The sequence below is a fragment of the Stenotrophomonas sp. 610A2 genome (assembly GCF_030549615.1).
Lineage (GTDB): Bacteria > Pseudomonadota > Gammaproteobacteria > Xanthomonadales > Xanthomonadaceae > Stenotrophomonas > Stenotrophomonas pigmentata.
On the sequence record NZ_CP130832.1, the window covers coordinates 1,676,303 to 1,702,772 of the forward strand.

Genomic DNA, 26,470 nt, shown 5'->3' on the forward strand with positions numbered 1-26,470 from the left:
CCGGCGCAAGCGGGTGGGCTTTTCATTAGCTGGCGAGCCGTCATCGCGAACGGACGTTCACATCGCCAAGCAGCCGCTTATGGAACATGGCGGACATGAAAACCTCGCCCTTGCTGTTCGCATTGCTTGCGCTGGCCAGCCGCCAGGCCAAGGCTGAATACGCGCCGGAATTCGACCGGCCCGGCATCGGCTTCTCCACCAGTACGGTCGGCAAGGGCGGGTTTGTCTGGGAGCAGGGACTGCCCGATGCCAGCCGTGATCGCAGCGATGGGGTCACCACAACTGCATGGACCACGGACACGCTGTTGCGCCTTGGTATCGCCAGTACGCTGGAGCTGCAACTTGGCGCGGACAGCTGGAGCGGACTACGTGTACGCGGTAACGGAATCCGGGTTCGGGAGAGCGGCGGTGGTGACGGCAATGTCGCGCTGAAATGGGCGCCTGCCATGGCCGGAGAACAACTGTCGCTGGCGGTGAAAGCCGGCGCCAGCCTGCCATGGGGCAGGGCACCGCTGGGCGGTGGCGGGCACGACTACGACCTGGGTGTGACCGTGGCATGGGCGCTGCCGCGCGACAGCAGCGTGGCGTTCTACGTCGACCGGCAATGGGGCGATGACGGCAGCGGCTGGTTGTTTTCGCCCAGCTACGGATTCGCGCTGCGGCCGCAGTTGTCTGCCTACATCGAAGCCGGTTATGGCACCGGCGCGCAGTACATGCGTGCGGCCGGAGCCGGTGTGACCTGGATGGCGACGCCGCGCCTGCAGCTGGACGCATCCTTGCTGCGCGGGCTGGATGCCGACACCACCGATTGGCAGGGTGGTGTCGGCGTGTCGCTGTATTTCAATTGAGGGCGCGGTTCAACGATTGACCGCCGGCCCGTACACGCCGCTGTAACCGGCCGCGCAATTGCTGGTGCAATCGCTGGTCAGCATATTGCGCACGATCAGGCCGGCGTTGTTCTTCGAACGGAAATGGCCAACGCCGCTGCTGGTGTCACCGCCGCCGAAGTTGTACGGGCTGCCGTCGCTCCAGTCCCAGTCGAAGCTGTAGGCGCTGCTGCCGGCACCGATATCCACCTGTGCGTAGACATTGGTGGCACTGTTGAACAGTGCACCGTCGGCGCAGCCGGCGCTGTAGCTGGTGGTGAAGCAATGCACCTGGTCACGCGCGCCGGCGGTGATGGTGTAGAAGCGGATGCCGGTATAGCTGGCCGGGAAGCTGCGCAGGCTGCCGCTGCCACTGCCGGTCCAGCGGTTGTAACCGTAGTAGGTCACGCCGGTGCTCGGGTACAGGCCGAAGGTGTAGTAGTTGTACGGGAAGACGTAGGCCTCGGCATTGCAGGTGGGCGCCAGTGCCGACTGGTAGCCGGTGCTGCGGCAGGTCTGCAGGCCGCGCAGGCCGCCGGCGATGTTGATGAAGCGGCGCACGCTGGCCTGGTTGGCGTTGTACTTGATCGATGCCAAGGCCATGGTTGCGCCCAGTGAGTGGGTGACGATGTCGACCTGGCTCTTGCCGGTGTAGGCCTTGACCTTGTCGATGAAGGTCTTGAGCACCTGGTAGGTGGCTGGCGAGTGGTAGTTGTTCTGCGGCGCGGCGCGCTCGCTGGCGCTCAGGTAGGTGACGCCGAACAGCTCGCAGTCGTTGTAGCCGGCGGCCTTGAGCTCGGCGTAGATCGAACGCGGCGGGGCGGTGTAGCCGCTGACTGCGGCGGGGGGCATGTCGAAGCTGATCGCGCTGTCTCCGTTGCCGTGGATGAACACCACCGGCGTCTTGCTCGCCGTGCAGCTGCCGCCACCAAAGCCGCCCTGGCCGACGCCGGGATTGAAGCCGCCTGCATATTGGCTGGCCGTGCCGGTACAGGTGTAGCCATTGTTGCTGCCGCAGTCCAGGGCCTTGGCGCTGGTCGGCAGCAGCATCAGCATGGCGCCGGCCAGTGGCGCGGCAAACGCGCCGAGCAGCCACGAGGAAACAACGGGGACAGATCGTGCATTCGACATCTGGCAGCTCCGGTGGGTGTGCGTTGTGATCAACCCAGCATCCGCCGCAGCCGCCAGCGCTGGCAGTGTCCTTTAGGGAAACTTGCAGTGCAGCACGAGCGCAGGACCTACTTGCGTTTGCGCACCAGCATGGTCGAGGCCTGCAGGATGGCGCGGGTCAGCAAGGCCATGGTCTTGACCTCGCCCTTCCAGTGCTGCCAGTACAGCGGCACGTCTTCCCAGGCGCGCGCCTTGACGTAGACCAGTCGTCCGCTTTCCAGGTGCCTGCGCACCAGCGGCAGTGGATTCATGGTCCAGCCGAGCCCGCCGAGGTTGGCGTGGACGAAGGCGCGGGTGGAGGGAATCCACCAGGTCGGCGCGTTATGCGGCTGTTCGACCCCGGCCAGGCGCTGCGCGTAACGGGCCTGCATATCGTCCTTGCGGTTGAACACCAGCACCGGCGCCTGCGCCAATGCCTGTGCGGTCACGCCCTTGGCGAAATGGCGGGCGTGGAATTCCGGAGTGCAGGTCGCCGCATAACGGATGCTGCCCAGCGCGTGGATCTGGCAGCCCTGCACCGGCTCGGGCAAGGTGGTGACCGCGCCCATCACCGCGCCCTGGCGCAGCAGGGCGACCGTATGGTCCTGGTCCTCGGTGTGCAGGTCCAGGGTGGTCGAGGTGCTCTGCGAGAAGATCTGCACCGCCTCCGGGAACCAGGTTTCCATGCTGTCGTGGTTGACTGCCACCGGGATGCTGGCCCGTGGCAGCTCGGCATCGCTGAGGCCAATGCGCTCGAAGGCATCGCGTTCAAGCAGGGCAGTCTGTTCGGCCAGCTGCACCAGTACCTGGCCCTCCAGCGTCGCCTCGGTGGGGATGGTGCGCTTGATCAGCAGTTTGCCGACTCTGTCCTCAAGTGCCTTGATCCGCTGCGAGACCGCCGAGGCGGTGACGTTCAGTGACAGCGCCGCGCGCTCGAAGCTGCCTTCGCGGATGACGGCGGCCAAGGCCCGCAGCTGGGCATGATCGATGCGCATATTAAGTTCTGCTAATGATGGTTAACGAAGTTTAGCTCTACTTTTCCTTGCTGCATTGCGACAATTGCCGCATCCGGACGTGCCGGTGGGTTCTCCCGCAGCGTCCATCCCCCAGTTAGAAGAGTTTTCCCCCATGTTTTCGGTTATTTCCGCCCAAGCTGCAGGCAGTGCCTGGTTCAGTGGTGCCGGTATCGGTATCGGTCTGTTCGCCATCGTTGGCGCGCAGAGTGCGTTCATCCTGCGCCAAGGGATCATGCGCCAGCACGTGATTCCGATCATCGCCACGTGCTTCGCGATCGATGCAGTGTTCATCCTCGCCAGCGTCGCCGGCCTGCGCCAGTTGACCGCGCAGCTGCCGTGGCTGACCACCGTGCTGCTGTGGGGCGGCGTGGCATTCCTGACCTGGTATGCGCTGCAGTCGGCGCGCCGGGCTGTGTCGGGCGGCGGTGGCATGAAGCTGGACGACAACGGCGAGCAGTCGCTGCGCACCGCGCTGATGGCGGCGGCCGGTTTCTCCATCATCAACCCGCATTTCTGGCTGGACATGATGGTCATTGGTTCGATCGCCGATAACTTCGGCGAGTCGCGCATGGCCTTTGCGGCCGGCGTGGTCACCGCCAGCGGCGTGTGGCTGACGGTGCAGGGCCTGGGCGCGCGGATGCTGGCGCCGTTGTTCACCAAGCCGTCCACCTGGCGGATCCTGGATGGCACCATCGCGGTGATCCTGAGCGTGCTCGCTTTGACCCTGGCGATCCGCGGCGTCAACTGAGGCGGCTTTCGTCAGGGCCGGCCGGGCGCGCCCGGGCGCTGATGATGCTTCGACGTAGCCCGGGTGCGCAGCGCTTACCCGGGCTACGGTTGGCCGGCCTAGCGTGTTGTAGCGCTCACGGCCGCATGTTTCCGGGCCACGCGTCCTTGTTCCAGCGGCTTGGCCAATCGCGGATGAAGTCATCCACCTGTGCCAGCGGCATCGGCTTGCCGAATACGTAACCCTGGCCTTCGGCGCAGTGTTCTTCCTGCAGCTGGGCCAGCTGCGCCTGGGTTTCCACGCCCTCGATGGTGGAGGTGATGCCGAGTTTGGCGCACAGGTGCGAGACTGCGCCGATGATGGCGCTGCCCTGGTGTTGTTCGCCCAGGTCACGGATGAAGGACTTGTCGATCTTGACCTTGTCGAACGGGAACGCGCGCAGGTAGCCGAGCGAGGAGTAGCCGGTGCCGAAGTCGTCCATCACGATGGACACACCCGCCGTCTTCAGCCGCATCAGCTGCGCGGAGGCGGCCTGGATATTGGCGATCAGCGCGTCCTCGGTGATCTCCAGTTCCAGTCGCGACGCAGCCAATCCGCTTGCGGCCAGCGCCAGCTCGACCGTGTCGGCCAGATTGGCCTGGGCCAGCTGCGATACCGACAGATTCACCGCGACCTTCATCTGCGGCGGCCATTGGCTGGCATCGAGCAAGGCTTGCCGCAGCACCCAGTCGCCAAGCGCGACCATCATCCCGATGTCTTCGGCCAAGCCGAGGAACTCGCTGGGTTCGAGCAGGCCACGCTGCGGATGGTTCCAACGCAGCAGGGCCTCGAAGCCACTGACCTGGCGCTTCTGCAGGTCCACCAAGGGCTGGTAATGCAGCACGAACTGCTGCTGCAGCAAGGCGGTGCGCAGCTCGGTCTCCAGTTGCCGGCGCCGCTGCATGCGGGTGTCCATCTCCGCTTCGAAGAAGCGATAGCAGCTGCGGCCCTCATCCTTGGCCCGGTACAGGGCCAGGTCGGCATTGCGCATCAGGGTATCGGCGCCCTTGGCCTGGTCGTCGATCAGGGCGATGCCGATGCTGGTGCTGATCGCGAACTGGTGGCCTTCCAGCTCGACGCTGCGGCCAAGCTCTGCGATCAGTCGCGCGGCCAACGCCGAGGCGGCCTCGGGCGCACGGCTCTCGGCTGCCATCAGGATCGCGAACTCGTCACCGCCCAGGCGTGCGACCAGGTCGTTGCCGCGCACGCAGGCCAGCACGCGTTGTGCGACCTCCTGCAATAGATGGTCGCCAGTCGGATGACCAAGGCTGTCGTTGACGTCCTTGAAGCGATCCAGGTCCAGCAGCAGCAAGGCGCTGTGATGGCCGCGACGGGCGGCGATCAAGGCCTGGTCCAGGCGCTCGAACAGCATGGTGCGATTGGGCAGCGAGGTCAGTGGGTCGTGCTGGGCCAGGTAGGCGATGCGCGCCTGCGCCTGCCGGCGTGCATCGACATCCTCCAGTACGCCTGCCCAGCTGCTCAGGCTGTGGCCGATGCGCGCACCACGCGCGCGTAGCCAGCGCCACTTGCCATGCAGGTCGAGCACGCGGAACTCGACGTCCAACGAGCTGGCGGCAGCGGCGGTGAAGCTCTGTTCCAAGGCGATTTCTATCTGCGGCAGGTCATCCTCGTTGACCCGTCGCAACCATCCCTTGCCTAGGGCACGTTCATTGGCTTGCCCGGTGAGTTCGCGCCAGCCGGTTGCCGAAAGCACCTGTCCATTGCGATCGGATTGCCACAGCACCAGTGCGCCGGCCTCGGCCACCGCGCGGTAACGCTGCTCGCTGGCCTTGAGGTCGCGGGCCAGGGCGCGGGCTTCGTCGGCGCTTTTCTTCAGGGCATCCACAGTGCCGCTAAGGCTGCGCTGCAGGCTGTGCACCTCGCGGATACGCGAGGGTTTGGGGTCCGGCAGTTCCGCCATGTTGGCGACGATGCTGTGGCTGCGCTGTGCCAATGCGCGGATCGGCAGCAGGATGCTGCGGGCGATGGCGTTGGCCCAGAGCAGGGCGATGATGGCAGCAACGATGCCGCCGAAAATGATACCGAGCAGTGGCTGCTGCCAGCGTGCCTGGAAGCTTTGCTGTGGCTCGCCAACCACCAGGGTCCATCCCGGTGCGGCCTGCAGCCGGTGGAAGGCGAAGATCACCGGAGTGCCTTCCTTGCTGCTGGCATCGATCAGGCCTTGCTGGCCGTTGCTGACTTGCAGTGCCCGCCAGTCGGGCACGCGCTTGCCGATGTAACGCTCCGGCGACAGCGTGCGTGCCGCTATCACGCCATTGCTGTCTACCACCGCCGCGAGCAGGTGTTGGTCCGTACCGTTGCCGATGATGCTGGCGATCAGGCGGTTGGAGGGCTGCACCATGGTCAGCACGCGCGTGCCGTCACCATCTTCAAAGGGCAGGGCGATAGCCACTTCCGGAGTCCTGGTGATGGCATTGGTGAACAGATCCGAGACCTGCACCTTGCCTTCGCGACGCGCGTCGTACAGCAGCCCCGACGGTAATGTCCGGGCATCTTCGCCGTCGTCCTGGATCAGCCGGATATCCGGATTCTCGCGTGCCCACGCCTGCAGCTCGGGGGCGGTCTCCTGCAACTGTGGTGCCAGCAGCGACAGCAGGCGCAGCTGGTTGACGTTGTCCTCGATGCCTTGATCCACGCCGCGTGCAAGCGCTGTGGCGGTCTCCTGCAGGCGCTGTTCGGAGCTTTGGCGGTAGTCGCGCGCTGCATTCCAGACCGCAAAAGCGCCGATCACGAGCAGTGGAAGCAGCGTGGCGAGGATCAGAAGGTGCAACCGGGAGTACAGACCACGGGTGCGCGGCAACGGGTCCAGCGTTGCCGATGCGTTAGTTGCCAAGCGTGAGTCTCCGGTTTCCATTCCAGCTTAGCGCATTACACCGCTGTACCTGCAGGATTGCAGGCATGGTGTGGCCCTTTCATGGCACGAACTCCGTGTACCTGGGAGCGAGATGACGCGTGAAGCGTCACCTGCAACTGTCCGATCCCTGCCGTGCAGGGCAGGTGTAGGTGGGTCTATAGATACGTGATAACGGTCACGCTATCGCAGTTCGGTCCGGAGTGCACCCATGCTGCCCGCACAACGGCCGCGCAGGCTCAGGCAGCTATGGTGATGCAGGCCGCCGTTGAGCGAACAGCCACTGCCACATAGCGGGATTGCGGTAGGTCGGGTCCCAGGCGTTGTGGTGGACACCGGGGTACTCGGTATAGCGGAAGTTCGCGCCCATTCGCTGGCTGGCGGCGGCGATGGCTCGGTCATCGGTGGTGGGCACCAGCTCATCCAGCGCACCGTGGAAGATCCAGGTGGGTACATCGCGCAGGCGGCTGACCGTGCTCTGGTAGGGATCGTCCTCCGCCGCGACCTGGTCGACCACCAGCCCGGGGCGTTCGGCACGCGGCGCGCGCAACGCACCGCAGATTGGTACCAGCGCGGCAAACTGGTCGGGACGGGTCAAGGCCAGCTCCCAGCTGCCGTAGCCGCCCATCGAGATGCCACTGAGATAGATGCGGCGCGGATCGGCAGCGAACTCGGCGCTGGCGGCATCCAGCACGGCAAGCGCCATGCGCGCATTGCGGCCGCGCCACTCTTCACCCTCGGGTACCTGCGGGAATACCACCAGTGCCGGGAACGTCTCGCGATTCTCGTCAAGCCATGGCCCCACACCAGCCAGCAGGGGTTTGCGGCCATCGTCGCCGCGCTCGCCCGAGCCATGCAGGAACAGCAGCAAGGGGCGAGGGCCTTCCGCAGTCGCGGAAGCGGCAGGTACGAACACCTGATAGCGGAACTCGCGACCCTCGAAACTCAGCTGGCGGGCAACAAACCGACCTTGTGCCTCCGCGCTGGCGCCAGCAGTTGCGGTGGGCGAGGTGCTGCAGCCCACCAGCAGGGCCAGCAGGCAAAGCGATATCAGGATACGAACCATGGTGCCGGACTCCGTTGCGAACGGCGCTAGCCTAGCGTGATTGGGCCTGTGCCAGAATGCCCGTGGATACGCCGCTGGTGCGGTGGGCATTACTGGAGTGTTGCATGAGGAAGTTGCTGATCGTTGCCTTGGTAGCCCTGCTTGCTGCCTGCAGCCAGGGGCTGAGCGGAACCTGGAGCGATGGCATGGGTATGCTGAGCTACACCTTCGCATCCGACGGCAAGGTCACGGAGCAGACACTGGGCAAGTCACAACAGAGCCACTACACCCGTGAGGGCGACAAGCTGAAAGTGGATGCGCCTGACAGCACTGGCGAAGCCTTGGAGTTCACAGTCAACGAGGACGGTTCGCTACAGGGGCCGATGGGCGTGCGTCTGTACAAGCAGAAGAAGTAAGCAGACCCGGTTGCGGTGTATCGATGCCAGCGGCAGCGCCGTCCGGACCCGGCCGGGTTCGGACGGTGAGCCGGCTCAGGCCAGCACTTCAGCGCCACACGTACATGTAACGAAGGACCAGCTGTGAGCCAGCGGCGCGGTTCCTGGCCAAGCCTTCGGCATAGGCATTGCCGATGACGCGATGCGGCCCGCCGCGCCACTGCACGCCAGGGCCCACGCCGAACAATTGTTCCTTGGAGTCAGCCTGGGCATGGCCGTTGATGCGGTCCGCACTGGTCTGCTGCAGCTGATACATGGCCACGCCAACCCTCCAGTGCGCATTCAATGCATAGGACGCGCTGAGGTTGTAGTGGAAGGCCTGGCCAGGTTGCACGCGCCGCACCGGCTCCCCGAACGCCGCGTGCACGCGGGCTTCCGGGTCATTGCTGCTGCCATTCCACAGGTACATGAAGCGGCCACTGATTTCCCATGCCTCGCTGCTGCGCCAGGTGAAGGCGTAGTAGGGGTTGAAACTGTAGTAGTCGGTGCCGGCATTGACCTTGGCGTCGCGATCATAATCGCCAATCGGCAGCGACATTCCCAGTGCTAACCGCGAGTCAAACCGCCGGCCCAGCAGGCGCTTGTCACGCCATTGCACATAAGCGCCGATGCCGGGGTTGCTGACGCCGCTGCCGCGCATATGGGCTGGCCCGAGGTTCAGGTCCAGGTCGAGCAGTGGCACGATGACTTCGGCACCCAACGTGCCGCCAAGGGCTTCGTGTGGGCTGGTATAGGCATAGTGCAGGCGGGCGATCCAAAGCTCGCGGTGGTAGTTGATCGGGCGGCGTTCGCCATCGGCATCATAGCTGCGGCTGGCTTCAAAGCGGCTGTTGCTGGTCTGGAAGAAATGGCCAATACCGCCGCCGCCATCCTCGAAGCTGGTTGCGCCGGTATTCACCCCTGGCAGGGCCAGGTCCAAGGCGTGGACGGGCGCTGCGGCCGACAGCAATGCGGCGATACACATGGGCAAGTACCTGCGGTCGTCCATGATTGATGCTCCTTGCGGAAGTGGAAATCGGGAAGCTCGGTGTTTTCGCGTGCCGCTGTTTGGCAGTGACAGCGCGCAGGTTCGCAACTGCTTCAGGTATCGCTGGCGGTGGTCCGCGATATCGGCATCGCATGCATCTGTGCACTGCGGCGTTCGCGCAGCCACAGCACCCAGCCACAGACAAGGATCACCAGCTGGGTGCCGATCAGCACGGCAAAGCCCGCGCTCAAACTTGCATGCTGCGAGGCGCCGCTGTCGGTCATCAGCATCATCACTTTGCCCATCACCAAGGGCATGAAGGCGGAGACCAGCGCGCCGGTTCCGTTGGTGATGCTCATCGCGCTTGCTACGTGCTGTGGCTGCGAGTAGTACTGCACGGTGCTGGGCAAAGGCGGGGTCTGGATACCACAGAACACACCGGCAACCACCAGGCTCCATACCGCCATGTACTTGTCGTCGACGTTGAGCGCCATGAACACCGCAATGGCGACGCCGATGCTGCCAACCACGAAGATCAGCGGTACCTGCCTGCGCGGTATGCGGTCGATGACGAAGCCACTGAGCAGCACGCCGCCGATCATCGCGTACTGTGGCAGTGATCCAAGCCAACCCATTTCGCGCAGGGCGAAGCCGCGTGCTTCCTTCAGATAGGTGGGCAACCAGCTGACGCTGCCCCAGAGGTAGGCAAGGTATGCGGCAGTCAGCAGCGTGATCATCAGCAGGTACCTTGTTTGCAAGGCACCGCTGAAGATCTGTCGCACCTGCGTGACCATGTCGCGCAAGGAGTCGGGACGTTGCTGGTAGACCGCCAGCGTTGGCATGTGGATGTAGGCCAGTACCAGCGGCAAGCCGATCAGCAGGTTGATCAGGCCCAACACGTGGAACGCGCCTTGCCAATCCAGCATCGCGATCAGGCTGCTGATCAGCGGCATGCCGATGGCCAGGCCAAGCCCGGTTCCCATGTTGACCAATGAATTTGGTTTGCCGTTCTCGTGGCCCTCGAAATAGGCCTTGATGTAGGAGGATGCCAAGCCAAACAACGGTCCCTCGGATACGCCCAGCAGAACGCGCGAAAGCAGCAACATCGCATAGCTGTCGAATGAGGGCGACAGCAGGGTGACGCCGCCCCAGAGGATCAGCCCAAGTATCAGGCTGCGACGTACTCCCAGCAGCGCTGCACAGAAGGGGGTCAGCACAAATGCAGACAGTCCATAGCCAACCATGAACGCGGTACTGAGCGCGGCCTGGCTGGCCCGGTCTTCGGCGACCATGCCGAAGTGCTGCAGAAAATGCGAATCCGTGACCATCAACGCAATGTTCATGCGATCGATGAATGAAATGGCGACGATCACCAGCAATGTGGTGACGCCGCACCAGCGAGCACTTCGTGCCTGCATTGCACTTCTCCTTTGTATTGGTGGCGCACTTCGCATGACACATGGATAGCTGCCAGCCGGAGCTGGGCTGCGTTGAAGGATCCCGGGAAGCGCGATGCAAGCTGTGCGGGTTCTGATGACATCCCGAGAGCTGCAGTTACTTCGCCTTTGCGCTAACGCAGGTTGCCCGTGTGCTGTCGTAACAGACGTTTCCGACAGCACACCGTGGTAGCTGGCAAGCCATCATCAGCACGGCAATACCGTGAAGCGCGGTCCCTGTTGCAACGACGCCTCAGCGGCAGCGTCGCTTCAGTACAGTTTCTTCTGTGGCGGACCGGCAAAGTGCAGGGGGCCGATCGCATCCATGTCCACTTCGACCAATGCCGGCCCAGGATGCGCGACCGCTGCGTGCAGCACGGCATCGAAGTTCCGGCTGTCGTCCAGCTTCCAGGCGCGCATGCCCATCGCTGCTGCCAGTGCGTGGAAGTCGGGTGCATGCAGCTGGTTGTAGTACTGGCGGTCACCAAAGTACTTCTGCTGGATGCCGCGCATCACCCCGTAACCGCCGTCGTTCATCACCAGGAACACAATATCCAGCTGCTCCTGCACCGCAGTGGCGAACTCGCCGATGTTGAGCATCAGGCCACCATCGCCGATCAACGCCAGGACCTTGCGCTGCGGGTTGGCGATGGCGCAGCCGATGGCGGTTGGCAGGGCCAGACCGATCGCGCCGGCCAATGAATGGATGTTCTGCAGAGGTTGCTGGAAATTGAGCAGGCGACTGCCCCAGGTGCTGCCGGACATGGTGATGTCACGGACGAAGATGCCGTCATCCGGCAGCGCGCTGCGCACTGCGTCCGATAGCGTTGCATAAGGGCCGAGTTGTTCCCGCAGTGCGTATTCCGCGGCGATAGTTGCCGAGCAGACATCGCGATCGCGTAGCGGGTCGCGCTTGGGCGCGCCCTGCAGCGCATCGGCCAGCAGGTCCAATACCTGTGTACAGTCGCCGAGCACGAAGGCATCCATGGGGTAGCTGCGGTTGCAGGCCGCCGGGTCGATATCGATCTGCACCCGCTTTGCGGTCAGTGGCAGGCTGTAGGTTGCGGTCTCGTTGCTGCGTAGACGCGAGCCGGCCACTATCAGCAGATCACTCTCTGCCAGCAGGCGGGCGACTTCTGTAGCGTTGTGGAACGCGCGCAGGCTGCGCGGATGGCTGTCCGGCAGGATGCCGCGACCGTGGGTACTCGAGACAACCGGAACGCCGAGGTCAGCCAGGCGCAGCACTGCATCGGTAGCGCCGATCGCACCGCCACCCACCCACAGGATGGGCCGCTGCGCCTGTTGCAAACGCATGGCCAGGGCTGCGACCGCCGCGACATCGAGTGCGGGGATTGGCAGCGGTAGCCGCTGGATGGTGCACGGCACGTCGATTCTGGCCGCCTGCACATCGATGGGGATCTCGATGCTGACCGGGCCTGCCGGCAGGCGCATCGCCTCCTGGATGGCGCGCTGGGTGATGGCGACTGCCTGTTGCGGATGCAGGATACGAAATGCTGCTTTGGAGCAGCCGCGTAGCAGACTCATCTGGTCGCGGGTCTCGTGGATGAAACTGGCATCCCGGTCCAGGTATTCACGTTCCACCTGGCCGGTGATGTGCAGCAGCGGGGTGCCGGCGTTGAGCGCTTCCATCAAGGCACCGGCGGCGTTGCCGGCGCCAGCGCCAGTACTGGTCAGGGCGACGCCCAGACCACTGTGGCGGCCGTGCCCATCGGCCATCGCCGCAGCGCCGGCTTCGCCACGTGCGGCGACGAAGCGGGTCTTGCCGCGTCGGCCGATGGCGTCGGCCACGGGCAGGTTGTGGATGGAGATGACGCCAAACACGGCATCTACACCATAAGCCTCGAGCACGCGGACAATCGCTTCGGCGACGGTGATGCGTTCGTTGCTGTCTTCGCGCTGCGCCTCCGTGCGTGTGTCTGCATCATTGGAAAGGGTGATCTGTTCGGTTGTCATGGCTTCGCTGCTCATCGGCTCCATCCCATGGGGGTACGTTCCAGTCCCAGATAAATGCTCTTCTGTTGCATGTAGGCGAGCAGGCCTTGGCGGCCTTTTTCGCGGCCCAGTCCGCTCTCCTTGAAGCCGCCGAACGGCGTTGAGATGGAGAACTTCTTGTAGGTGTTGATCCACACCGTTCCTGCCTCCAGGCGTTTGGCCAGCTGCAGGGCGCGGCGGTAATCACCGGTCCAGATGCCGGCCGCAAGCCCGAAGACGCTGCCGTTGGCTTGCGCCACCAGCGCGTCTTCGTCGTCGAAGGGCTGGGCGATCAGGACCGGGCCGAATATCTCCTCGCGGCAGGCGCGGGCGTCTGCTGGAAGGTCCTCGATCAAAGTGGGCAGGTAATAGCTGCCAGCATCCAGGTTGCTGTCGGCCGGCGGGCTGCCGCCAAAGCGCAGGCGTCCACCGTCGGCCAATGCCGAAGCCACATAGGCGGCAACGCTGTCGCGATGGGCATGGCTGATCAACGGGCCCAGGTGCACGCCCTCGTGCTCGGGATGACCAATGCGCAGACCACGCGCGACTTCCTCCAGACGCTCGATGAAACCCGCGTAGCGCGAGCGGTGCACGAACAGACGGGAGCCTGCGATGCAGGCCTGCCCGGCCGAGCTGTAGATGCCGTAGGCAACACCTTGCACGGCCAGTTCGATGTCGGCGTCGTCGAGCACGATGGTCGGCGATTTGCCGCCAAGCTCAAGCGAGGTCGGGATCAGCTTGTCGGCCGCAACATGCGCAAGGTGGCGGCCGGTACTGGTGCCGCCGGTGAAGGAGATCTTGCGCACCAGCGGATGTCGGGCAATGGCCTCGCCGATGACGGATCCGCGCCCGGGCAGGACGCTGAGCAGGCCTGGTGGCAAGCCCGCTTCCTCAAACAACCGGGCCAGTGCCAATGCTGCCAAAGGGGTCGCCTCGGCAGGTTTGAGTACTACCGCGTTGCCGGCAGCCAGCGCGGGTGCGATCTTCTGCATCTCGCTGGCGATGGGTGAGTTCCACGGTGTGATCGCGCCAATCACGCCAATCGGCTCATAACTGCTGAGGCTGATGAAATCCGCGCTGCGTGGTGCGGGAAGCTCGCCATCCAGGGTCTCGCAGACGGCGCCGAAGTAGCGGGCCGTGGCGGCCGCACTGTCAACCAAGGCGCGGGATTCGGCCAGCGGCTTGCCATTGTCGCGGGTCTGCAAGCGTGCCAGCGGCTCGCGCCGCGCGGCGATCAGGTCGGCGACGCGGTAGAGCACGGCCGCGCGCTGGTGCGCTGGCAGGTCCCGCCATGCCGGGGCGCGCCAGGCAAGCTCCGCAGCATTCACAGCGTCCTCGACATCGCTGAGGTCGGCTGCATGCAGCTGCGCATTGACACTCTGGTCGGCGGGGAACAGTGAGTGCATCAACGCGCCGCGGCCTTGCCGCCATTGCCCGCCCACCGCGATGTCATGTTCGATCAGCGGCATCATGTGGATGCTCATGCCACCGGCTCCAGCAGCTGGCGGCAGGCGCGCACGGCGCTGAGCGCAGCCAGCATCGATGTTTTGGGGTTGCTGGGCAGCGGATGCGCGGCCAACTCGATGGTCATCTCGCCGAATGCACCGCGTGCATGGATGCGATGAGTGTTGCGACGGGTATGCGGGTCCACCATCAGCAGCACCCGGGTCGCATCCATGCCCATGCCGTTGAGTGCGATGGTCGCGGCCACGTTTGCATTGGCCGGGAAGGCATGCGCGGCTTCGCCGGCTGTGCCTTCGAAGAACACGCGGGGTTCGGTAACGCTGTCGAGGTCGATCATCTGCTCGGCCGCCGAGCCGCGCCAGCTGGCGGGGGCCTTGCGTGAAATGTAGACCACTTCGTCCAGACCGGCTTCCCGTGCAGCAGCGAGTCCATCCATGCCAGCGACAGCGCCGGAGAGCAGCTGCATGGAAGCGCCGCCGCTGCGTGCTGCCTGCAGCAGTTGCTGGTAGAGGGCAGTGTCGGCCAGTGCTCCCACCGAGACGACGGCCAACCGCCAGCCACGCTGCAGGGCTGGAACGCCATGCACGGACAGTGCAGCGTGGCCGGCGCATTCCAGCACCAGATCCGGCACTGCTTGCAACTGGTTGATGTCGCCAAGTACAGCGATACCCCGTGGCTCGAGTTCAGCGGCCAGCGCTTGTTGGAACTCGGCGGGCACGATCACCCATGCCACGCTCACGCCTTCGGGCAAGCGCGCGACGACTTCACGCGCCATTGCGCCGTAGCCGATCAACAGGATGCGTTTACTGCAGGTGCGGGTCATTGCTGGAGAGCTCCTTGTGGAACCTGGTTTCAGATCGAGCGGTGGCCGTGGGCAAGCGATGTTGTTGCGTTCAATCGGCGTGTTGGAGGTGCTTCAAACCTGGCGGTTGAAGCCGCCTGAGACATCGATGCAACTGCCGGTGGTGTACGAGGCGAGCGGTGAGGCGAGAAACAGCAGGGCACGTGCAGGTTCCTGCGGGCGACCCATGCGGCCCATCGGTATGCCGCGCCGCGCGGCGATGCGGGCGGTCCAGTCGTTCCAATCAAGGTCGGTGTCGCTGCGGCTTTCGTAGCGGCGCCGCCATTGGCCGGATTCGACCATGCCCAGCAGGATGGAGTTGACCCGGATGCCCCTGCCAACAAACTCCTGCGCGAGCGAGTGGGTGAGATTGAGCAGCGCGGCACGGGCGGCGGAGGTGGCAATCATGTGCGGCTCCGGTTGCAGTGCGAGCAGCGAGTTCACGCAGGTCACCGAGGCGCAGTCACTGATTTCCAGCTGTGGCAGGAAGGCCTGCAACGGATGCAGTACACCGAACAGCTTGAGTCGCGTTTCCTCCAGCCAATCCTGCTCGGTGGTCTCGGCCAGCGATGCCACGCGGCCTTGGCCGGCGTTGTTGATCAGCATGTCGGCGCCGCCGAAGCGCGCATGCACAGCGTTGGCGAATTCCTGCATGCTGCCGCGGTCAAGAACGTCGCCGCCATAGGCCAGCAGTTCGGCATCGGGATACTCGCGCCGAAGCATGCTTTCAGCCTGTGCCAGCCGTTGCGGATCACGGCCGCAGAAGGCCACGCGCGCGCGGTGTGCCAGCAGCAGACGGACCGTCTCCAGGCCAATGCCGGAGGAGCCACCGGTGACTACCGCGATGCGTCCCTGGACTTCGAATTTCATGGCATTCCTTTGGCAAGGGGCAGGTTGCGCGCAGCTTCCAGCACGGCTTTGGCGAAGGACGCAGGTGCGTCCAGATAGCTGGCGTGGCCAGCACCCGGCAGCAGTCGCAACGGCGCCTTCAGTCGCAGCGCCAAGGCGCTGACGTCAGCAGGCGGGGTGATGGTGTCGACGTCGCCGCTGATCACCCGGGTGGTGCCGGACCACTTGGACAGATAGCGCCAGATGTCATCGTGGGCGAGCATCGCGCAGGCTTGTTCAAAGCCGGCTGGGCGCAGCCGTCGCATGGCGTCTTGTACGGCCGACAGGGCTTCGGCGGCCGGATGCGGGCGAAGCAGGCCGGGGGCACGCTGCAATGCGTACTGTTCAGGGCCCAGGCTGACCAGTAGTTGCACGCGTTCCACGCATGCGCGGGCGCGTGCTGCCGCCGAAGCATTGGCATAGCCTTGGGCCGGATCTGCAAGCAGCAGCACATGCACATGTTGCGGATAGGCAGCCGCAAATGCAGCTGCCATCATTGCTCCCAGTGAGTGCCCGACAAGTACGAAGCGGTGCAGTCCCAGTGCATCGACAAGACCACGCAATGCATTGGCGTAGTCGCTTGCCTTGGGCTCTGGTTCGGCCAGACCATCACTGTCGCCGTAGCCAGGGGCATCCCAGGCAATCACCCGCAGCCGTTGCGTCAGCAGCGTCGACAACAGCTGCCACGAGCCGGCGCCGGAACCAATGCCGTGCAGCAATACCACTGCGGGTCCGCTCCCGCATTCGCGATAGCTGATTTTGCGACCAGCCACGATCTGGCAGCGCTGCTGCCAATGCGGCGATGCGGTGCGGGCGGCAATGGTGGAAGCGGTAGCTGACATCGCTGCTGGCCTCAGTTGCGCTTGATCTTGGACAACGGGTGATCGGCCGGATACGTTGGGATGCGCGGTTTGGGCGAACCCAGCATCACGCACATCAAGGCCTCTTCCTGGCCATGGTTGAACAGGCCGCGGTAGATGCCGGGCGGTATCGAGATGAGGTCGCGCTCGCCCAGTTCGGTCTCGAAACGCTCGCCGTTTTCCTCAAGGGTCAACAGGATCTTTCCGCGCAGGATGAAGAACACCTCTTCGACGTCGTCGTGCAGGTGTAGTGGGCCTTCGCACTGGGCTGGAAGGACCATCGTCGAGAATGTGAAGCTGTCCGAAGGAACGGTGTTGTTGTCCGTGCCGACGCCGGTTGCGCCCGTACCCATGTAGCGCATCTGCGCGCGGCGGTACTTGGGGTCGTAGTCGGCCTGGAACTTCAGTGCATCCCAGTCGTAGCTTCTGCTCTGGTAGCGGGCGATGCGCGGTTGCATGCGTTCATCCAGGCTGGCGGCGCTTTCGGTGCGTATGGCGGCGTGTTGCTCACTCATTGTCGTTCTCCATGTCATTCAACAAACGACGACCGGCAGGTTGTCGTCGGGGGCGGATTGTTCTGGCATCAATCACTGGGCAAAGCGTTGCCGGGCCCGCTGCAAGCGGGCGTGTCAGGACGGGTTGTTCAATGACGGCGCGCGATCAGCGCAACGCCATCAAGTCATAGTCAGGGTTGGCCAGGTCGCTGGCGTTCAATGGGCGTGAGGCTGCCATCCAGCGTCGCCCGAGCTTGATGGCGCGCGCGTCGCCGAAGGCCACCATGTGTTGCAGACGATGCTGCGCGTCGAGTTGAAAGTAGATGTCCCGGCCATCGTCGCCTGCGCGACGGACGCAGGTATTGTCCTGGGAATGCAGGCCGAGGATCTGGATGTTCATGCCGTGCTGATCAGACCAGAGCCAGGGCACGTCGTCATAGTTCGCTTCCAGGCCCAACATGCCGCGTGCAGAGGCGATACCCTGGTTCTGCGCGTTGGCCCAGGACTGCACGCAGAGGCCGTGGATCGGATGCTGGGCGATGTCACCGGCTGCGTAGATGGCTGGATCGCTGCTGCGGCCGCTGCCATCCACGACGATGCCATGATCCATCTTCAGGCCTGCGGCCTGTGCCAACTCGGTATTGAGTTGGGCACCAGCGCCAACCAGCACCGTATCGTAAGTCTGTGCGCCGTACTCCGAGTTGAGCTCAATGCCGCTATCGGTCTGCGAGAGACGAAGTTCGCCGCAATCCAGTCGCAACGTGATGTCCTGCTCGCGATGCAGGGTGGCCAGATGTGCAGCGACGTCAGCACCGATGCTGCGGCCACATAAGCTAGGTCCACGTTCGTAGACGGTGACCTCAATGCCGCGCGCGCGCGCCATTGCGGCGACCTCCAGGCCTATCCAGCCACCGCCGATGACGGCCATGCGCCGGCTGCTTTGCAGGCGCTGGCGCAGGGCGAGCGCGTCGTCGACGTTGCGCAGTACCACAACGCCTTCAATCTGCGCCCATCGTGGATCAGGCAGGCGCGGACGGCTTCCCGTCGCCAGCAACAGGCGGTCGTATGGCACCAGGGTTCCGTCATCCAGAACCACCTGCTGGCGCTGCCGTTCGATGCTGCATGCGCGGCGTGGCCTGTGCCACTCCAGGTTCAGCGCGTCGATGGTTTCCTGTGGGAACAGACGCAGTTGCGCCGGCTCGCGCTCACCGCTCAACACTTCCTTGGACAATGGCGGGCGTTCGTAGAAATCGTGAAGTTCATCGGCGATTACACCCAGGCACTGCGCATAGCCCAGGTCACGCAGCGTCTTTGCCGCCCAACCTGCCGCCTGGCCGCCACCGACGATGACGATGTTGCGAATAGTGCTCATGTCGCGGGCACTTCTTTGGCACACAGCTGGCGCCGGGTGCTGGCATCAATGCCACCTTCGACCGCCCACTCGGTGAAGGACTCCACGGAGTGCTCCAGTTCACGTGGTACCCAGGCTTCAGTGAGGTGGTCTTCGTTGGTGTAGAACTCGAAGGCGCCACCGGCTGGGCTGCGTACATACCAGAAGTAGGCCGAGGAGATCGGGTGCCGGCCGGGACCGAGGAAGGTGGCCCAGCCGGCGCGGCTCATCGCCAGCCCACCGCCAAAGACTTCCTGGATGTCACGCACGGTGAAGGCGACGTGGTTGAGCCCACGGGCCTTGCCGGGGCGGTGCAGCAGGAACAGATTGTGGTGGCCCGCACGTGCGGCAACGCGGAGGAAGACGCCACGCCCAACATAGCGGTCCGAGACCTGGAAGCCGAGTTTTTCGCGGTAGAAGCGCTCCACCGGCTCCAGCTCGTCGACGAAGAACACGGCATGGCCGATACCGATCGGCGTTGCCTTGTCATATACCGGGCTGGGCTGATCCACACGGCGCACATCACCCCACTGGTTGATCGGCGGCGACGGTTGCAACTCCACTGGACGCCGGCTGCTGAGCCGGAACCGCAGGGACATGCCGTTCGGATCACGACAGCTGACGCCCTCGGCATCAAATACATAGCCCGGCTGCCCTGCCAGGGCTTCGGCCAAGCGCTGCAGGGCTGCGGGGGAGGCGACGCCCCAGGTGACCCTGCGCAGCGTTGAGCCAGGCTCGATCGCCTGCGGAAGTCTCGGATCATCCAATGGATACAGCGTTACCCGTGAGCCATCCAGCGTTTCCACGCTGTGGCAGCCATTGCTGCCATGGCTGGCCGAGACCGGGCTCAGACCAAAATCGCTGAGGAAGCGCCCGCAGGAGGCCAGGTCTTCAACTCCAAACTCGTATTCTTCAATACCGACGATCTGCATGACTACCATTCCAAAAGGTGGTGACGGGGCGGTGAGGCCAGCGCAACAGGCAAACAGCGACAGCAATGGGCAGCGATTGGATGCAGCATCAATCCAGCTAGGACGCGTGGAGGAATCCCTCTATTTCGAGCGCGGCTTTTTTAACCTGCATGCTCAGCGAAAGCTTCAGGTCAGGTGGCAGCACCGAGCGCGGGACCATCACGCTGATCGAGGCCAGTACATTGCCTTCGCGATCCCGTAGCGGGTAGGCCACCGACGACACGCCGGGTTGGTAGAACGACTCGCTGATGGCGTGGCCGCGGGCGCTGTCGCTACCGAGCAGGTCGATCAACTCCTGCGGCGTTTTCGGGCCCTGTTCGGAGGTGAACGAGAAGCTTGGCTCAGGGAATAGGGCATTTACGTCCTGCTGTGGCAGGGACATCAGCAACACCCTGCCGATCGCGGTGCAATGCGCCGGAAGACGGGTGCCGACGCCAACGCCCGAGCCGATCTCGCCGACCGCACTCGCCCGTGCGACGTAGACGATGTCGCGCCCGTCCAGTACGCACAGATGCGCCGAATAGCTGCTGGTGTCGCGCAGGCGCTGTATCACCGGCTGCCCGATCTGCACAATGTCCATTGATGACAGGTAGTCGAATCCCAGACGCAGCACGCTGATGCCCAGGCTGTAGCCACCGCTGGCGGTATTGCGGGTGAGGAAACGCATCTGTTCGAGCGTCTGCACCGTGCGGTACACCGAGGCTTTGGGGAGCCCGGTGCGCTGGCAGACCTGGGTGAAGCTGAGCTCACCACGGTTCTGCCCAAACAGAAGCAGCATGTTCAGGCCCTTCTCCAGTGCCGGCACCATGTAGCGGTTCTGTTCTTTCAGCGATGTTGCCTGGGGCGATAACATTTCCGCCATCCTTCTAGTTGAAAACAAAGCCGCCATTGACGGGCAAGGTCTGCCCGCTGACGAAATCGGAGAGATCCGACAGCAGGTACAGCACGGTGCCGTCGATGTCGGCCGGGAACTGCGCGCGCGCCAGACTGCGACCGTTCTGGTACAGCGCGTGACGCTCGGCTGGCACGTACTCGGTTGCTTCGCAGCGGGTCAGGCCCGGCGCGATTGCGTTGACGCAGATGCCGTCAGTACCCAGTTCGCGCGCCATGGAACGGGTCATCGCCAGCACGGCACCCTTGCTTGCCACATAGGCAAGCAGACGTGGTGCGCCCCACAGCGCGGTGTCGGAGGCGAGCATCACGATCTTGCCGTTGCCGGATACGCGCAGGTGGGGCAGGGCAGCTCGACTGACCAGCCAGGTGCCACGGACATTGACCTGTAGTGCCCGGTCCCATACCTCTGCCTCCAGCTCATCCATCAGCGGACCGCCGATGCCGGTGGCGATGGCGGCGTTGTTGACCAGGCCGTCAATGCCGCCCATCAGCCGCGCCGCCTCGGCGACAGCGTTGTCCACGGATGTTGGATCGGCCAGGTCGATCGCCACCGCATCAACCTGCGCACCTTCCGCGCGCAGCTGCTGCAGCGCGCTACTGGTGTCCAGGATGTCGGCGATTACCACCCGGGCGCCGGCACGGGCAATTGCCGAGGCAAAGCTCAGGCCCAAACCGCGCGCGGCGCCAGTGACCAGCACGTTGCGGCCTGCCAACAAGAGGGGTGTGGCGACGGCTTGTCTCATGCGTGCGCGGCCTCGTTTGCTGCCGGCACCAGTACGGACTGCTGGTCGAGTTGGCGCTCGGCCATCTTCTGCATCGTGCGGCGTACCCGGGTCAGGCCTGCATCATGCGCATAGAGGAATTCCTGGCTGCGCGCATCCGGTGCGAGGTTCTCCAGAATCAGGCGATCCTGTTCCAGTACATCCCAGTGCAACTGCTCCAGGCGGGTGCGGTACATGAAGCGCCAGACATCACGCTGCCAACCCTGCACCTTGCGGATCCGCCAGAAGAAAACCCGGCAGCTGTCCTCGTCCACCGGTACGGTCATGCCTACGATCCAGAACGGACCGCCTGGCCCGAACTGCGGGCGATAGGGGATGGAAAGGCGCAGCCAGAACGCGCCACTGTGGCCAAATTCGACCCAGTCGAAGTTGACGCCGCGCTGGCCGGTCTTTTCGAAGATGAAGCCGGAGCTGGTGGGGACCACCTGCATCTCTGCGCTGCGGTCGCCTTCGGCCATGGAGTGCGAGGCCGCATGCAGGTAGGCGCCATGCATCGGGTCCATCACGTTGTCGATGGCGAACTGGTAGCCGCACTGCCAGCCGGCGGTGCACAGGAAGTTGCTGTACTGGGCCTGGTCCTCCAGTTCCTCCGGCAGGTTCAGCGGTGGCACCTCAGCCTTCGGCTCGAGCGCGAAGTAGAGGAATATGGCGCCATGTCGTTCCTGCACCGGGTAGCTGCGCAGGCATTGGCTGCCTACCAGCGGGCAGGTACTGACCGCCGGAACGTCCCTGACCGTGCCGCTGCCATCGACTTCAACGCCGTGGTACCAGCAGGCGATGCGCTCGCCCAGGTTCCAGCCCATCGACAGACGCGCGCCGCGGTGCGGGCAGCGATCTTCCAGTGCATGCACGCGGCCATCATGATCACGCCACAGCACGATGTTCTCACCAAGACGGGTGATGCCCAGCGGTGCGTTGGAGACTTCCCAGCTCGCAACAACCGGATACCACAGCTCGCGCAGGCCGTTGCGCAGGTGTGCTTCAATCGCTGTCTTGCTTGCCATCAATGCTCCCTCCCAGGATACGTTGCGTTTGCAGGATCAATAGCCCAGTGCGGCTATGGCTTTATGGAACGAGACTTCGGTCCAGGCCTTGCCGCTGTAGTCGTAGACGCCAATGTCGTTGAGTTGCTCGACGAGGTCGGCGACCTCACTTGCACCGTTGCCGAACGCACGCTCCAAGGCCTGCGCGAGTTGCAGTTCGTGCTCGGTGGCGGCACGTGTGCGGGTCTGCCAGACGATGTTGCGATATTGGCCAGGTTGCTCGATGGCGCCGGCGCCGGGATCATTGGTCGGGAGTGGCTTCTGCCACTGCTTGAGCTGCGGATTGAAATCCGGTTGTGTACTCACGCAACTTCCTCCACGGTTTTTTCGATCCTCGACAGATCGATCTGGATGTCCTCGCCCTGCAGCCGTAACGGGTAGGTGAGCAGGTCGCGGCCGCCAGGTTCACGCAGGCAGCGGCCTGTGCGGATGTCGAACACCGCTTCATGCAGCGGGCATTCGACCGCGCCGTCCTCGACGAACCCCTGGCTGAGCAGGGCATAGGCATGTGGGCAGACATCCTCGAGGGCGTAGTAATCGCCATCGACCAGGAATATGCCGATTTCCTTGCCGGCGACCTTCGCCGCAAAAGGATATTCGTCGCGTACCTGCGACTGATTGCAAACAGTTTTCCACGTCATGTTGTTCTGCCCGCTCATCGGTATCGAGGGTGAGGTTTTATATTTGAAACTAAATCTCAATACAGAAACTACGATTCAACATAACAGCCGCAGGCTTTGCTGCAATAAGAAAAGTCGCCGTCTGCATGTGCTGTTATTCACAGATTCGATATTTCGCTGGATCTATTTACTTTGTATTTGGTGGGCTGGCGGGGTGTGCCCTTCTGTTAGAAGGTGGTTGGTTTGACTGGTGAAACTAAACATTCATTCATGCGCCCTGTTTCAAGGGCTTTTGGCCCACTTAAGATGCCGAAAGCTGCTTGCCTGTGCGGGGGCTGGCACATGTTCAATAACGCTGAGGACCGGAAAGTGGTGTTGCGGATTGAGAGCTCTGAGAACTTCTTGAGAATCCCGCTCAGGGGCGGCTGATTAATGGTCATGGCTACGGCCATGGTGATATATGCTGGATTGAATGAGAAACAATCCGTTCAATCGAATATAGAATTGCTTATTGTCGAGTTTCTTTGGGACTTGTCTTAAAAGAGCGGTATTTGATTGGAAAGTGGAGCGGGTTTGGCAGTATTGTTTTATTCATTTTTGTAATCGCCAAGCTCGGTCGTCGCTAAAGGAAATCAGTTGTTGGCCGATATAGAAGGCAGTTCTCCGCGTGGACCCTTTCTGCTTCTCTCATGGTGATTATTTCGGCAGTGCTTGCAGCGGTTGTGGTCGGAGGCCTGGTCTGGCTCTGGCTGCGTGGCAGTGACGAAACGGCGCGGCCGCAGCGACGCGCGTATGCAACTGTTGAAGGCGAGGCCGACATCGCCGTGCCCGTGTCGCGTCCGGAGGTCTGCACTGAAGATCTGCAGCGGCGCTTTCTGCTGGCCGCACTCGGTGTCGTCGATGCGGGAAGCGAGGAATTACGGGTGCAGCGGGCGGTGGTCGATGATGTGGTTGCGGCACTGAGCCGTGCCGATCTGTCCTCCCGCTATACACCGCGGCGGCCGAACCTGCTGCCGCAGCTTATCCAGAGCGTCAATGACAGCACGGCGTCGTCGCGTTCCATCGCGCGCATCATCGGCAGTGACGCGGTACTGGCGGCTACGCTGCTGCGCATCGCCAACAGTTCGCTCTACCGCCTGCAACAGCAGGACGTACAGAGCATCGAGCGGGCGGTGACCCTGATCGGCAACGATGGCATCCGCCAGATCATTTCCGCCGCGCTGGTGCAGCCGGTGATGGAGTCGGCCAACGGCGTGGACGCCGAGTTCGCAAGGCTGTTGTGGGAACACACCTTGCGGGTGTCCTTGGCTGCGGCCGATCACGCGCGCGGCGTCGAGCGCGAGGATGGCTTTGCGGCGCAGCTGGCTGGCTTGCTGCTGGGGCTCAGTTCGGCAATGGCGATGCAGGCCGCTGCGGACGTGCTGGCCAGGCCACCGCTGCGCGTGCGCGAGCCAGGCACGCTGTTGGAAGTGCTTGCCCGCTGCAGGGCACCTACAGCGGTGCGGATTGCCGAGCATTGGAAGTTGTCCGCGCCAATCGTGCAGGCGCTCAAGCAGGTGGATGCAGGCGCGGCCACTGGTCTGGCGCGCTCACTGCAGATAGGCCAGCTTGCGGCCAGCGCGGCAATGTTGCACGCGCAGGGCTTGATGACCGAGGCCGAGGCATGTGCGGCACTTGCCGGCGAGCTGCCCGAGCACGTGGCGATGTGGTTGTGGAAGCGGATGCACCAGGCTGACGGCGTGCAGGAGTGATCCATCCTCCATGCATGGTAGATGCGGGCCTGTGCTGTTCCCTTGCCGGGTTGCTTGTCGGCTTGAAAACACTTGCCGCCATCCGGCGTGGATTGCAGCGGTAACTCCGGTGGCGTAACCAGGGTAAGTGCAACTCAACCGTTGCGATGATCCACCGATCTGTCACACCTTCAGCCCACGCCCCGGGGGCGCTGCGCTTCCACGCTACGGGTCCTCAGCCTTCACGAATCTCGCTTGGCTCGAGGCTTCATTCACAGCTGCGATTCCAACGGCAGCCAGCTGATCACTCTGGTGCTGGCGCGCTGCATCAGGCTGGTGTCCGGTTCGGTGCGCAGGCTGATTGGCGGGGTCTTGTTGCGGTCAAGCCAGCGCAGCTCGTGATCCTTGTTGAGGTAGGTCCAGTAGCTCAGCTCTGGGCTGGAAAGCCGCAGGTATTCCTGCTGCAGGCGTGCAGCCAGCACCGGGTCGTCGAACAGTGCGCCCATTTCGGTATTGAGGTAGGCCGAGCGCGGGTCGAGGTTGAATGAGCCGACGAAGCCGCGTCGGTCGTCCACCACGAAGGCCTTGGTGTGCAGGCTTGCACCGCTGCTGCCGAAGGTGGATGCCTTCTCGACGTGGCCATGGGCCTTCAGCTCGTACAGCTGCACGCCCCCGGCCAGCAATGGCCTGCGGTAGTGCATATAGCCGCTATGCACGGCAGCCACGTCATTGGCGGCCAGCGAATTGGTGATGATGCCGACCTGGACGCCGCTTTGCGCCTGTGCGATCAGCCCCTTGGTGCCGGCCGCGCCGGGGACGAAGTAGGGCGATATCAGCAAGGATTTGTGTTTTGCGCTGCCCAGTACCTCGACCAGGTGGCTCACCAGCCAGTTGCTGCTGTCGCCGCCAAGCGGCTTGCGTGGCGGATCGGAGCGGATGTGCACGCCGTCGGTCCAGTACAGCTCCAGCTGTTTGCCCAGGTAGGCATCGGTGAAGCGTGCGCGCACCCGTTCCAGATAGGGCGCGGCTTCCTGTTGGCGGGCGTCCAGCTCGGCTTGGCTGATGAAGTTGGCCATCTGCTGGTCGGTGCTGTAATGCAGGGCTGCAATCGGCACCACGGCGTCGCTGTTCCAGAAGTCATCGAATACCGTGCTGGCTTCGCTGGCGACCGGGCCGGCGAGCAGCAGGTCGAGGTCGCGGAAGTTCACGTCCGGGCGCGCATCGAAGTATTCCGCGCCGATATTGCGGCCGCCGACGATGGCCACGCGGCCATCGGCGATCCACGCCTTGTTGTGCATGCGGTGGTTGATGCTGAAAACCCGCTGCACCATTTCGACCAGGCGCCACAGGCCGTCGCGGTTGCGGAACGGGTTGTACAGGCGGATCTCGATGTTTGGGTGGTTGTCCAGCGCCAGCATCTGTGGGTCCAGGCCGGCGGCGTTCATGTCATCCAGCAACAGGCGCACGCGCACGCCGCGGTCGGCGGCCTGGTAGACGTCGTGTGCCAGCAGGTGGCCGAGCATGTCGTCGTGCCACATGTAGTACTGCAGGTCCAGGCTGCGCCCGGCCTGGCGGGTGATGATGGAGCGCGCCGCATAGGCTTCGAGCCCGTCAGACAGGTAAACCGTGCCGCTTTTGCCTGGATGTTCGGCCAGCAACGGCTGCAGCTGGCGGTCGATCAAGGTCTGCTGTGCCTGCAGTGGCAGGGCATGTGAAGGCGCACCGACTGCCTTCGGGGTGAGGTGGTCGCCCAGCAGCAGGCCGCTGCCGATCAATACCACCACAGCGCCGAGCAAATAGGCCAACCAGCGCAGCAGACGTTTGGGACGATGCTTGGTTTCCATGCGCGCATCCTAGCGGGGTTCGCGTGTTGGCGGCAGTTTGTCCTGGTTCCGTGACGTTCCGGGGGTGCGGCCAACGCCACCGGTG

At 63.8% G+C, this 26,470-nt stretch carries 24 protein-coding genes; 4 read left to right on the forward strand and 20 right to left on the reverse strand.

The window, feature by feature from the left end; genetic code table 11:
* Positions 1 to 95: 95 nt before the first annotated feature.
* Positions 96 to 848, forward strand: a complete 753-nt coding sequence (locus Q5Z11_RS07545) for a transporter (RefSeq protein WP_303749419.1) — start codon at positions 96 to 98, stop codon at positions 846 to 848.
* Between the two features lie 9 nt (positions 849 to 857).
* On the opposite strand, the gene phaZ7 is transcribed toward Q5Z11_RS07545, so the two are convergent.
* Both phaZ7 and Q5Z11_RS07555 read right to left on the reverse strand, forming a co-directional pair.
* A complete protein-coding gene (phaZ7, locus tag Q5Z11_RS07550) occupies positions 858 to 1,997 on the reverse strand; it encodes an extracellular native short-chain-length polyhydroxyalkanoate depolymerase PhaZ7 (protein WP_303749420.1) in 1,140 nt (379 codons plus the stop codon).
* Between the two features lie 107 nt (positions 1,998 to 2,104).
* Positions 2,105 to 3,010 carry a LysR family transcriptional regulator ArgP gene (locus Q5Z11_RS07555; protein ID WP_303749421.1) on the reverse strand — a complete coding sequence of 302 codons (906 nt, stop codon included), beginning with the start codon at positions 3,008 to 3,010 and terminating at the stop codon, positions 2,105 to 2,107.
* A 133-nt stretch (positions 3,011 to 3,143) separates the two neighbouring features.
* Here Q5Z11_RS07555 and Q5Z11_RS07560 point away from each other — a divergent pair, with 133 nt between their 5' ends.
* Positions 3,144 to 3,779, forward strand: a complete 636-nt coding sequence (locus Q5Z11_RS07560) for a LysE/ArgO family amino acid transporter (RefSeq protein WP_303749422.1) — start codon at positions 3,144 to 3,146, stop codon at positions 3,777 to 3,779.
* A gap of 115 nt (positions 3,780 to 3,894) precedes the next feature.
* Here the strand turns inward: Q5Z11_RS07560 and Q5Z11_RS07565 are convergent, their stop codons facing one another.
* Together Q5Z11_RS07565 and Q5Z11_RS07570 are read right to left on the reverse strand one after the other, a co-directional pair.
* Positions 3,895 to 6,651 (reverse strand): bifunctional diguanylate cyclase/phosphodiesterase, encoded by a 2,757-nt coding sequence (locus tag Q5Z11_RS07565; protein WP_303749423.1) that lies wholly within the window; start codon positions 6,649 to 6,651, stop codon positions 3,895 to 3,897.
* Between the two features lie 265 nt (positions 6,652 to 6,916).
* Positions 6,917 to 7,735 carry a carboxylesterase family protein gene (locus tag Q5Z11_RS07570; protein WP_303749424.1) on the reverse strand — a complete coding sequence of 273 codons (819 nt, stop codon included), beginning with the start codon at positions 7,733 to 7,735 and terminating at the stop codon, positions 6,917 to 6,919.
* Between the two features lie 104 nt (positions 7,736 to 7,839).
* Here Q5Z11_RS07570 and Q5Z11_RS07575 point away from each other — a divergent pair, with 104 nt between their 5' ends.
* Complete coding sequence (locus tag Q5Z11_RS07575) at positions 7,840 to 8,130, forward strand: hypothetical protein (protein WP_303749425.1); 291 nt, start codon at positions 7,840 to 7,842, stop codon at positions 8,128 to 8,130.
* An 88-nt stretch (positions 8,131 to 8,218) separates the two neighbouring features.
* Here the strand turns inward: Q5Z11_RS07575 and Q5Z11_RS07580 are convergent, their stop codons facing one another.
* The 15 genes from Q5Z11_RS07580 to Q5Z11_RS07650 form a co-directional block, all read right to left on the reverse strand.
* A complete protein-coding gene (locus tag Q5Z11_RS07580) occupies positions 8,219 to 9,157 on the reverse strand; it encodes a SphA family protein (RefSeq protein WP_303749426.1) in 939 nt (312 codons plus the stop codon).
* 92 nt (positions 9,158 to 9,249) lie between these two features.
* Positions 9,250 to 10,554: an MFS transporter gene (locus Q5Z11_RS07585; protein ID WP_303749427.1), complete on the reverse strand. Its 1,305-nt coding sequence runs from the start codon at positions 10,552 to 10,554 to the stop codon at positions 9,250 to 9,252.
* A gap of 288 nt (positions 10,555 to 10,842) precedes the next feature.
* Complete coding sequence (locus Q5Z11_RS07590) at positions 10,843 to 12,546, reverse strand: thiamine pyrophosphate-binding protein (protein WP_303749428.1); 1,704 nt, start codon at positions 12,544 to 12,546, stop codon at positions 10,843 to 10,845.
* 11 nt (positions 12,547 to 12,557) lie between these two features.
* Complete coding sequence (locus tag Q5Z11_RS07595) at positions 12,558 to 14,048, reverse strand: aldehyde dehydrogenase (RefSeq protein ID WP_345783906.1); 1,491 nt, start codon at positions 14,046 to 14,048, stop codon at positions 12,558 to 12,560.
* The gene (locus Q5Z11_RS07600; RefSeq protein ID WP_303749429.1) at positions 14,045 to 14,851 is read right to left on the reverse strand and encodes an aspartate dehydrogenase; all 807 of its coding nucleotides are present in this window, start codon (positions 14,849 to 14,851) and stop codon (positions 14,045 to 14,047) included. The genes Q5Z11_RS07595 and Q5Z11_RS07600 overlap by 4 nt, the downstream gene beginning before the upstream one ends.
* Before the next feature lie 93 nt (positions 14,852 to 14,944).
* Positions 14,945 to 15,739, reverse strand: coding sequence for an SDR family oxidoreductase (locus tag Q5Z11_RS07605; protein ID WP_303749430.1), 795 nt, complete (start codon positions 15,737 to 15,739; stop codon positions 14,945 to 14,947).
* Positions 15,736 to 16,599, reverse strand: a complete 864-nt coding sequence (locus tag Q5Z11_RS07610) for an alpha/beta fold hydrolase (protein WP_303749431.1) — start codon at positions 16,597 to 16,599, stop codon at positions 15,736 to 15,738. Before Q5Z11_RS07610 ends, Q5Z11_RS07605 begins: the two co-directional genes overlap by 4 nt.
* An 11-nt stretch (positions 16,600 to 16,610) precedes the next feature.
* Positions 16,611 to 17,132 (reverse strand): cupin domain-containing protein, encoded by a 522-nt coding sequence (locus tag Q5Z11_RS07615; RefSeq protein ID WP_303749432.1) that lies wholly within the window; start codon positions 17,130 to 17,132, stop codon positions 16,611 to 16,613.
* 145 nt (positions 17,133 to 17,277) lie between these two features.
* Positions 17,278 to 18,483, reverse strand: a complete 1,206-nt coding sequence (locus Q5Z11_RS07620) for an NAD(P)/FAD-dependent oxidoreductase (protein ID WP_303749433.1) — start codon at positions 18,481 to 18,483, stop codon at positions 17,278 to 17,280.
* Positions 18,480 to 19,433, reverse strand: coding sequence for a VOC family protein (locus Q5Z11_RS07625; protein ID WP_303749434.1), 954 nt, complete (start codon positions 19,431 to 19,433; stop codon positions 18,480 to 18,482). Before Q5Z11_RS07625 ends, Q5Z11_RS07620 begins: the two co-directional genes overlap by 4 nt.
* Positions 19,434 to 19,530: 97 nt before the next feature.
* Positions 19,531 to 20,325: an IclR family transcriptional regulator gene (locus Q5Z11_RS07630; protein WP_303749435.1), complete on the reverse strand. Its 795-nt coding sequence runs from the start codon at positions 20,323 to 20,325 to the stop codon at positions 19,531 to 19,533.
* Positions 20,326 to 20,338: 13 nt separating this feature from the next.
* Positions 20,339 to 21,109, reverse strand: coding sequence for an SDR family oxidoreductase (locus Q5Z11_RS07635; RefSeq protein ID WP_303749436.1), 771 nt, complete (start codon positions 21,107 to 21,109; stop codon positions 20,339 to 20,341).
* Entirely contained in the window at positions 21,106 to 22,152 is a 1,047-nt protein-coding gene (locus Q5Z11_RS07640) for an aromatic ring-hydroxylating oxygenase subunit alpha (RefSeq protein ID WP_303749437.1), read from the reverse strand. Before Q5Z11_RS07640 ends, Q5Z11_RS07635 begins: the two co-directional genes overlap by 4 nt.
* A gap of 36 nt (positions 22,153 to 22,188) precedes the next feature.
* A complete protein-coding gene (locus tag Q5Z11_RS07645) occupies positions 22,189 to 22,497 on the reverse strand; it encodes a recombinase-like helix-turn-helix domain-containing protein (RefSeq protein ID WP_303749438.1) in 309 nt (102 codons plus the stop codon).
* Positions 22,494 to 22,832, reverse strand: coding sequence for a Rieske (2Fe-2S) protein (locus tag Q5Z11_RS07650; RefSeq protein ID WP_303749439.1), 339 nt, complete (start codon positions 22,830 to 22,832; stop codon positions 22,494 to 22,496). The genes Q5Z11_RS07645 and Q5Z11_RS07650 overlap by 4 nt, the downstream gene beginning before the upstream one ends.
* Before the next feature lie 668 nt (positions 22,833 to 23,500).
* Between Q5Z11_RS07650 and Q5Z11_RS07655 the strand changes: the two genes are divergently transcribed.
* Positions 23,501 to 24,562, forward strand: coding sequence for an HDOD domain-containing protein (locus Q5Z11_RS07655; protein ID WP_303749440.1), 1,062 nt, complete (start codon positions 23,501 to 23,503; stop codon positions 24,560 to 24,562).
* A 251-nt stretch (positions 24,563 to 24,813) separates the two neighbouring features.
* Here the strand turns inward: Q5Z11_RS07655 and Q5Z11_RS07660 are convergent, their stop codons facing one another.
* Positions 24,814 to 26,385 (reverse strand): phospholipase D family protein, encoded by a 1,572-nt coding sequence (locus Q5Z11_RS07660; RefSeq protein WP_303749441.1) that lies wholly within the window; start codon positions 26,383 to 26,385, stop codon positions 24,814 to 24,816.
* Positions 26,386 to 26,470: the final 85 nt, after the last annotated feature.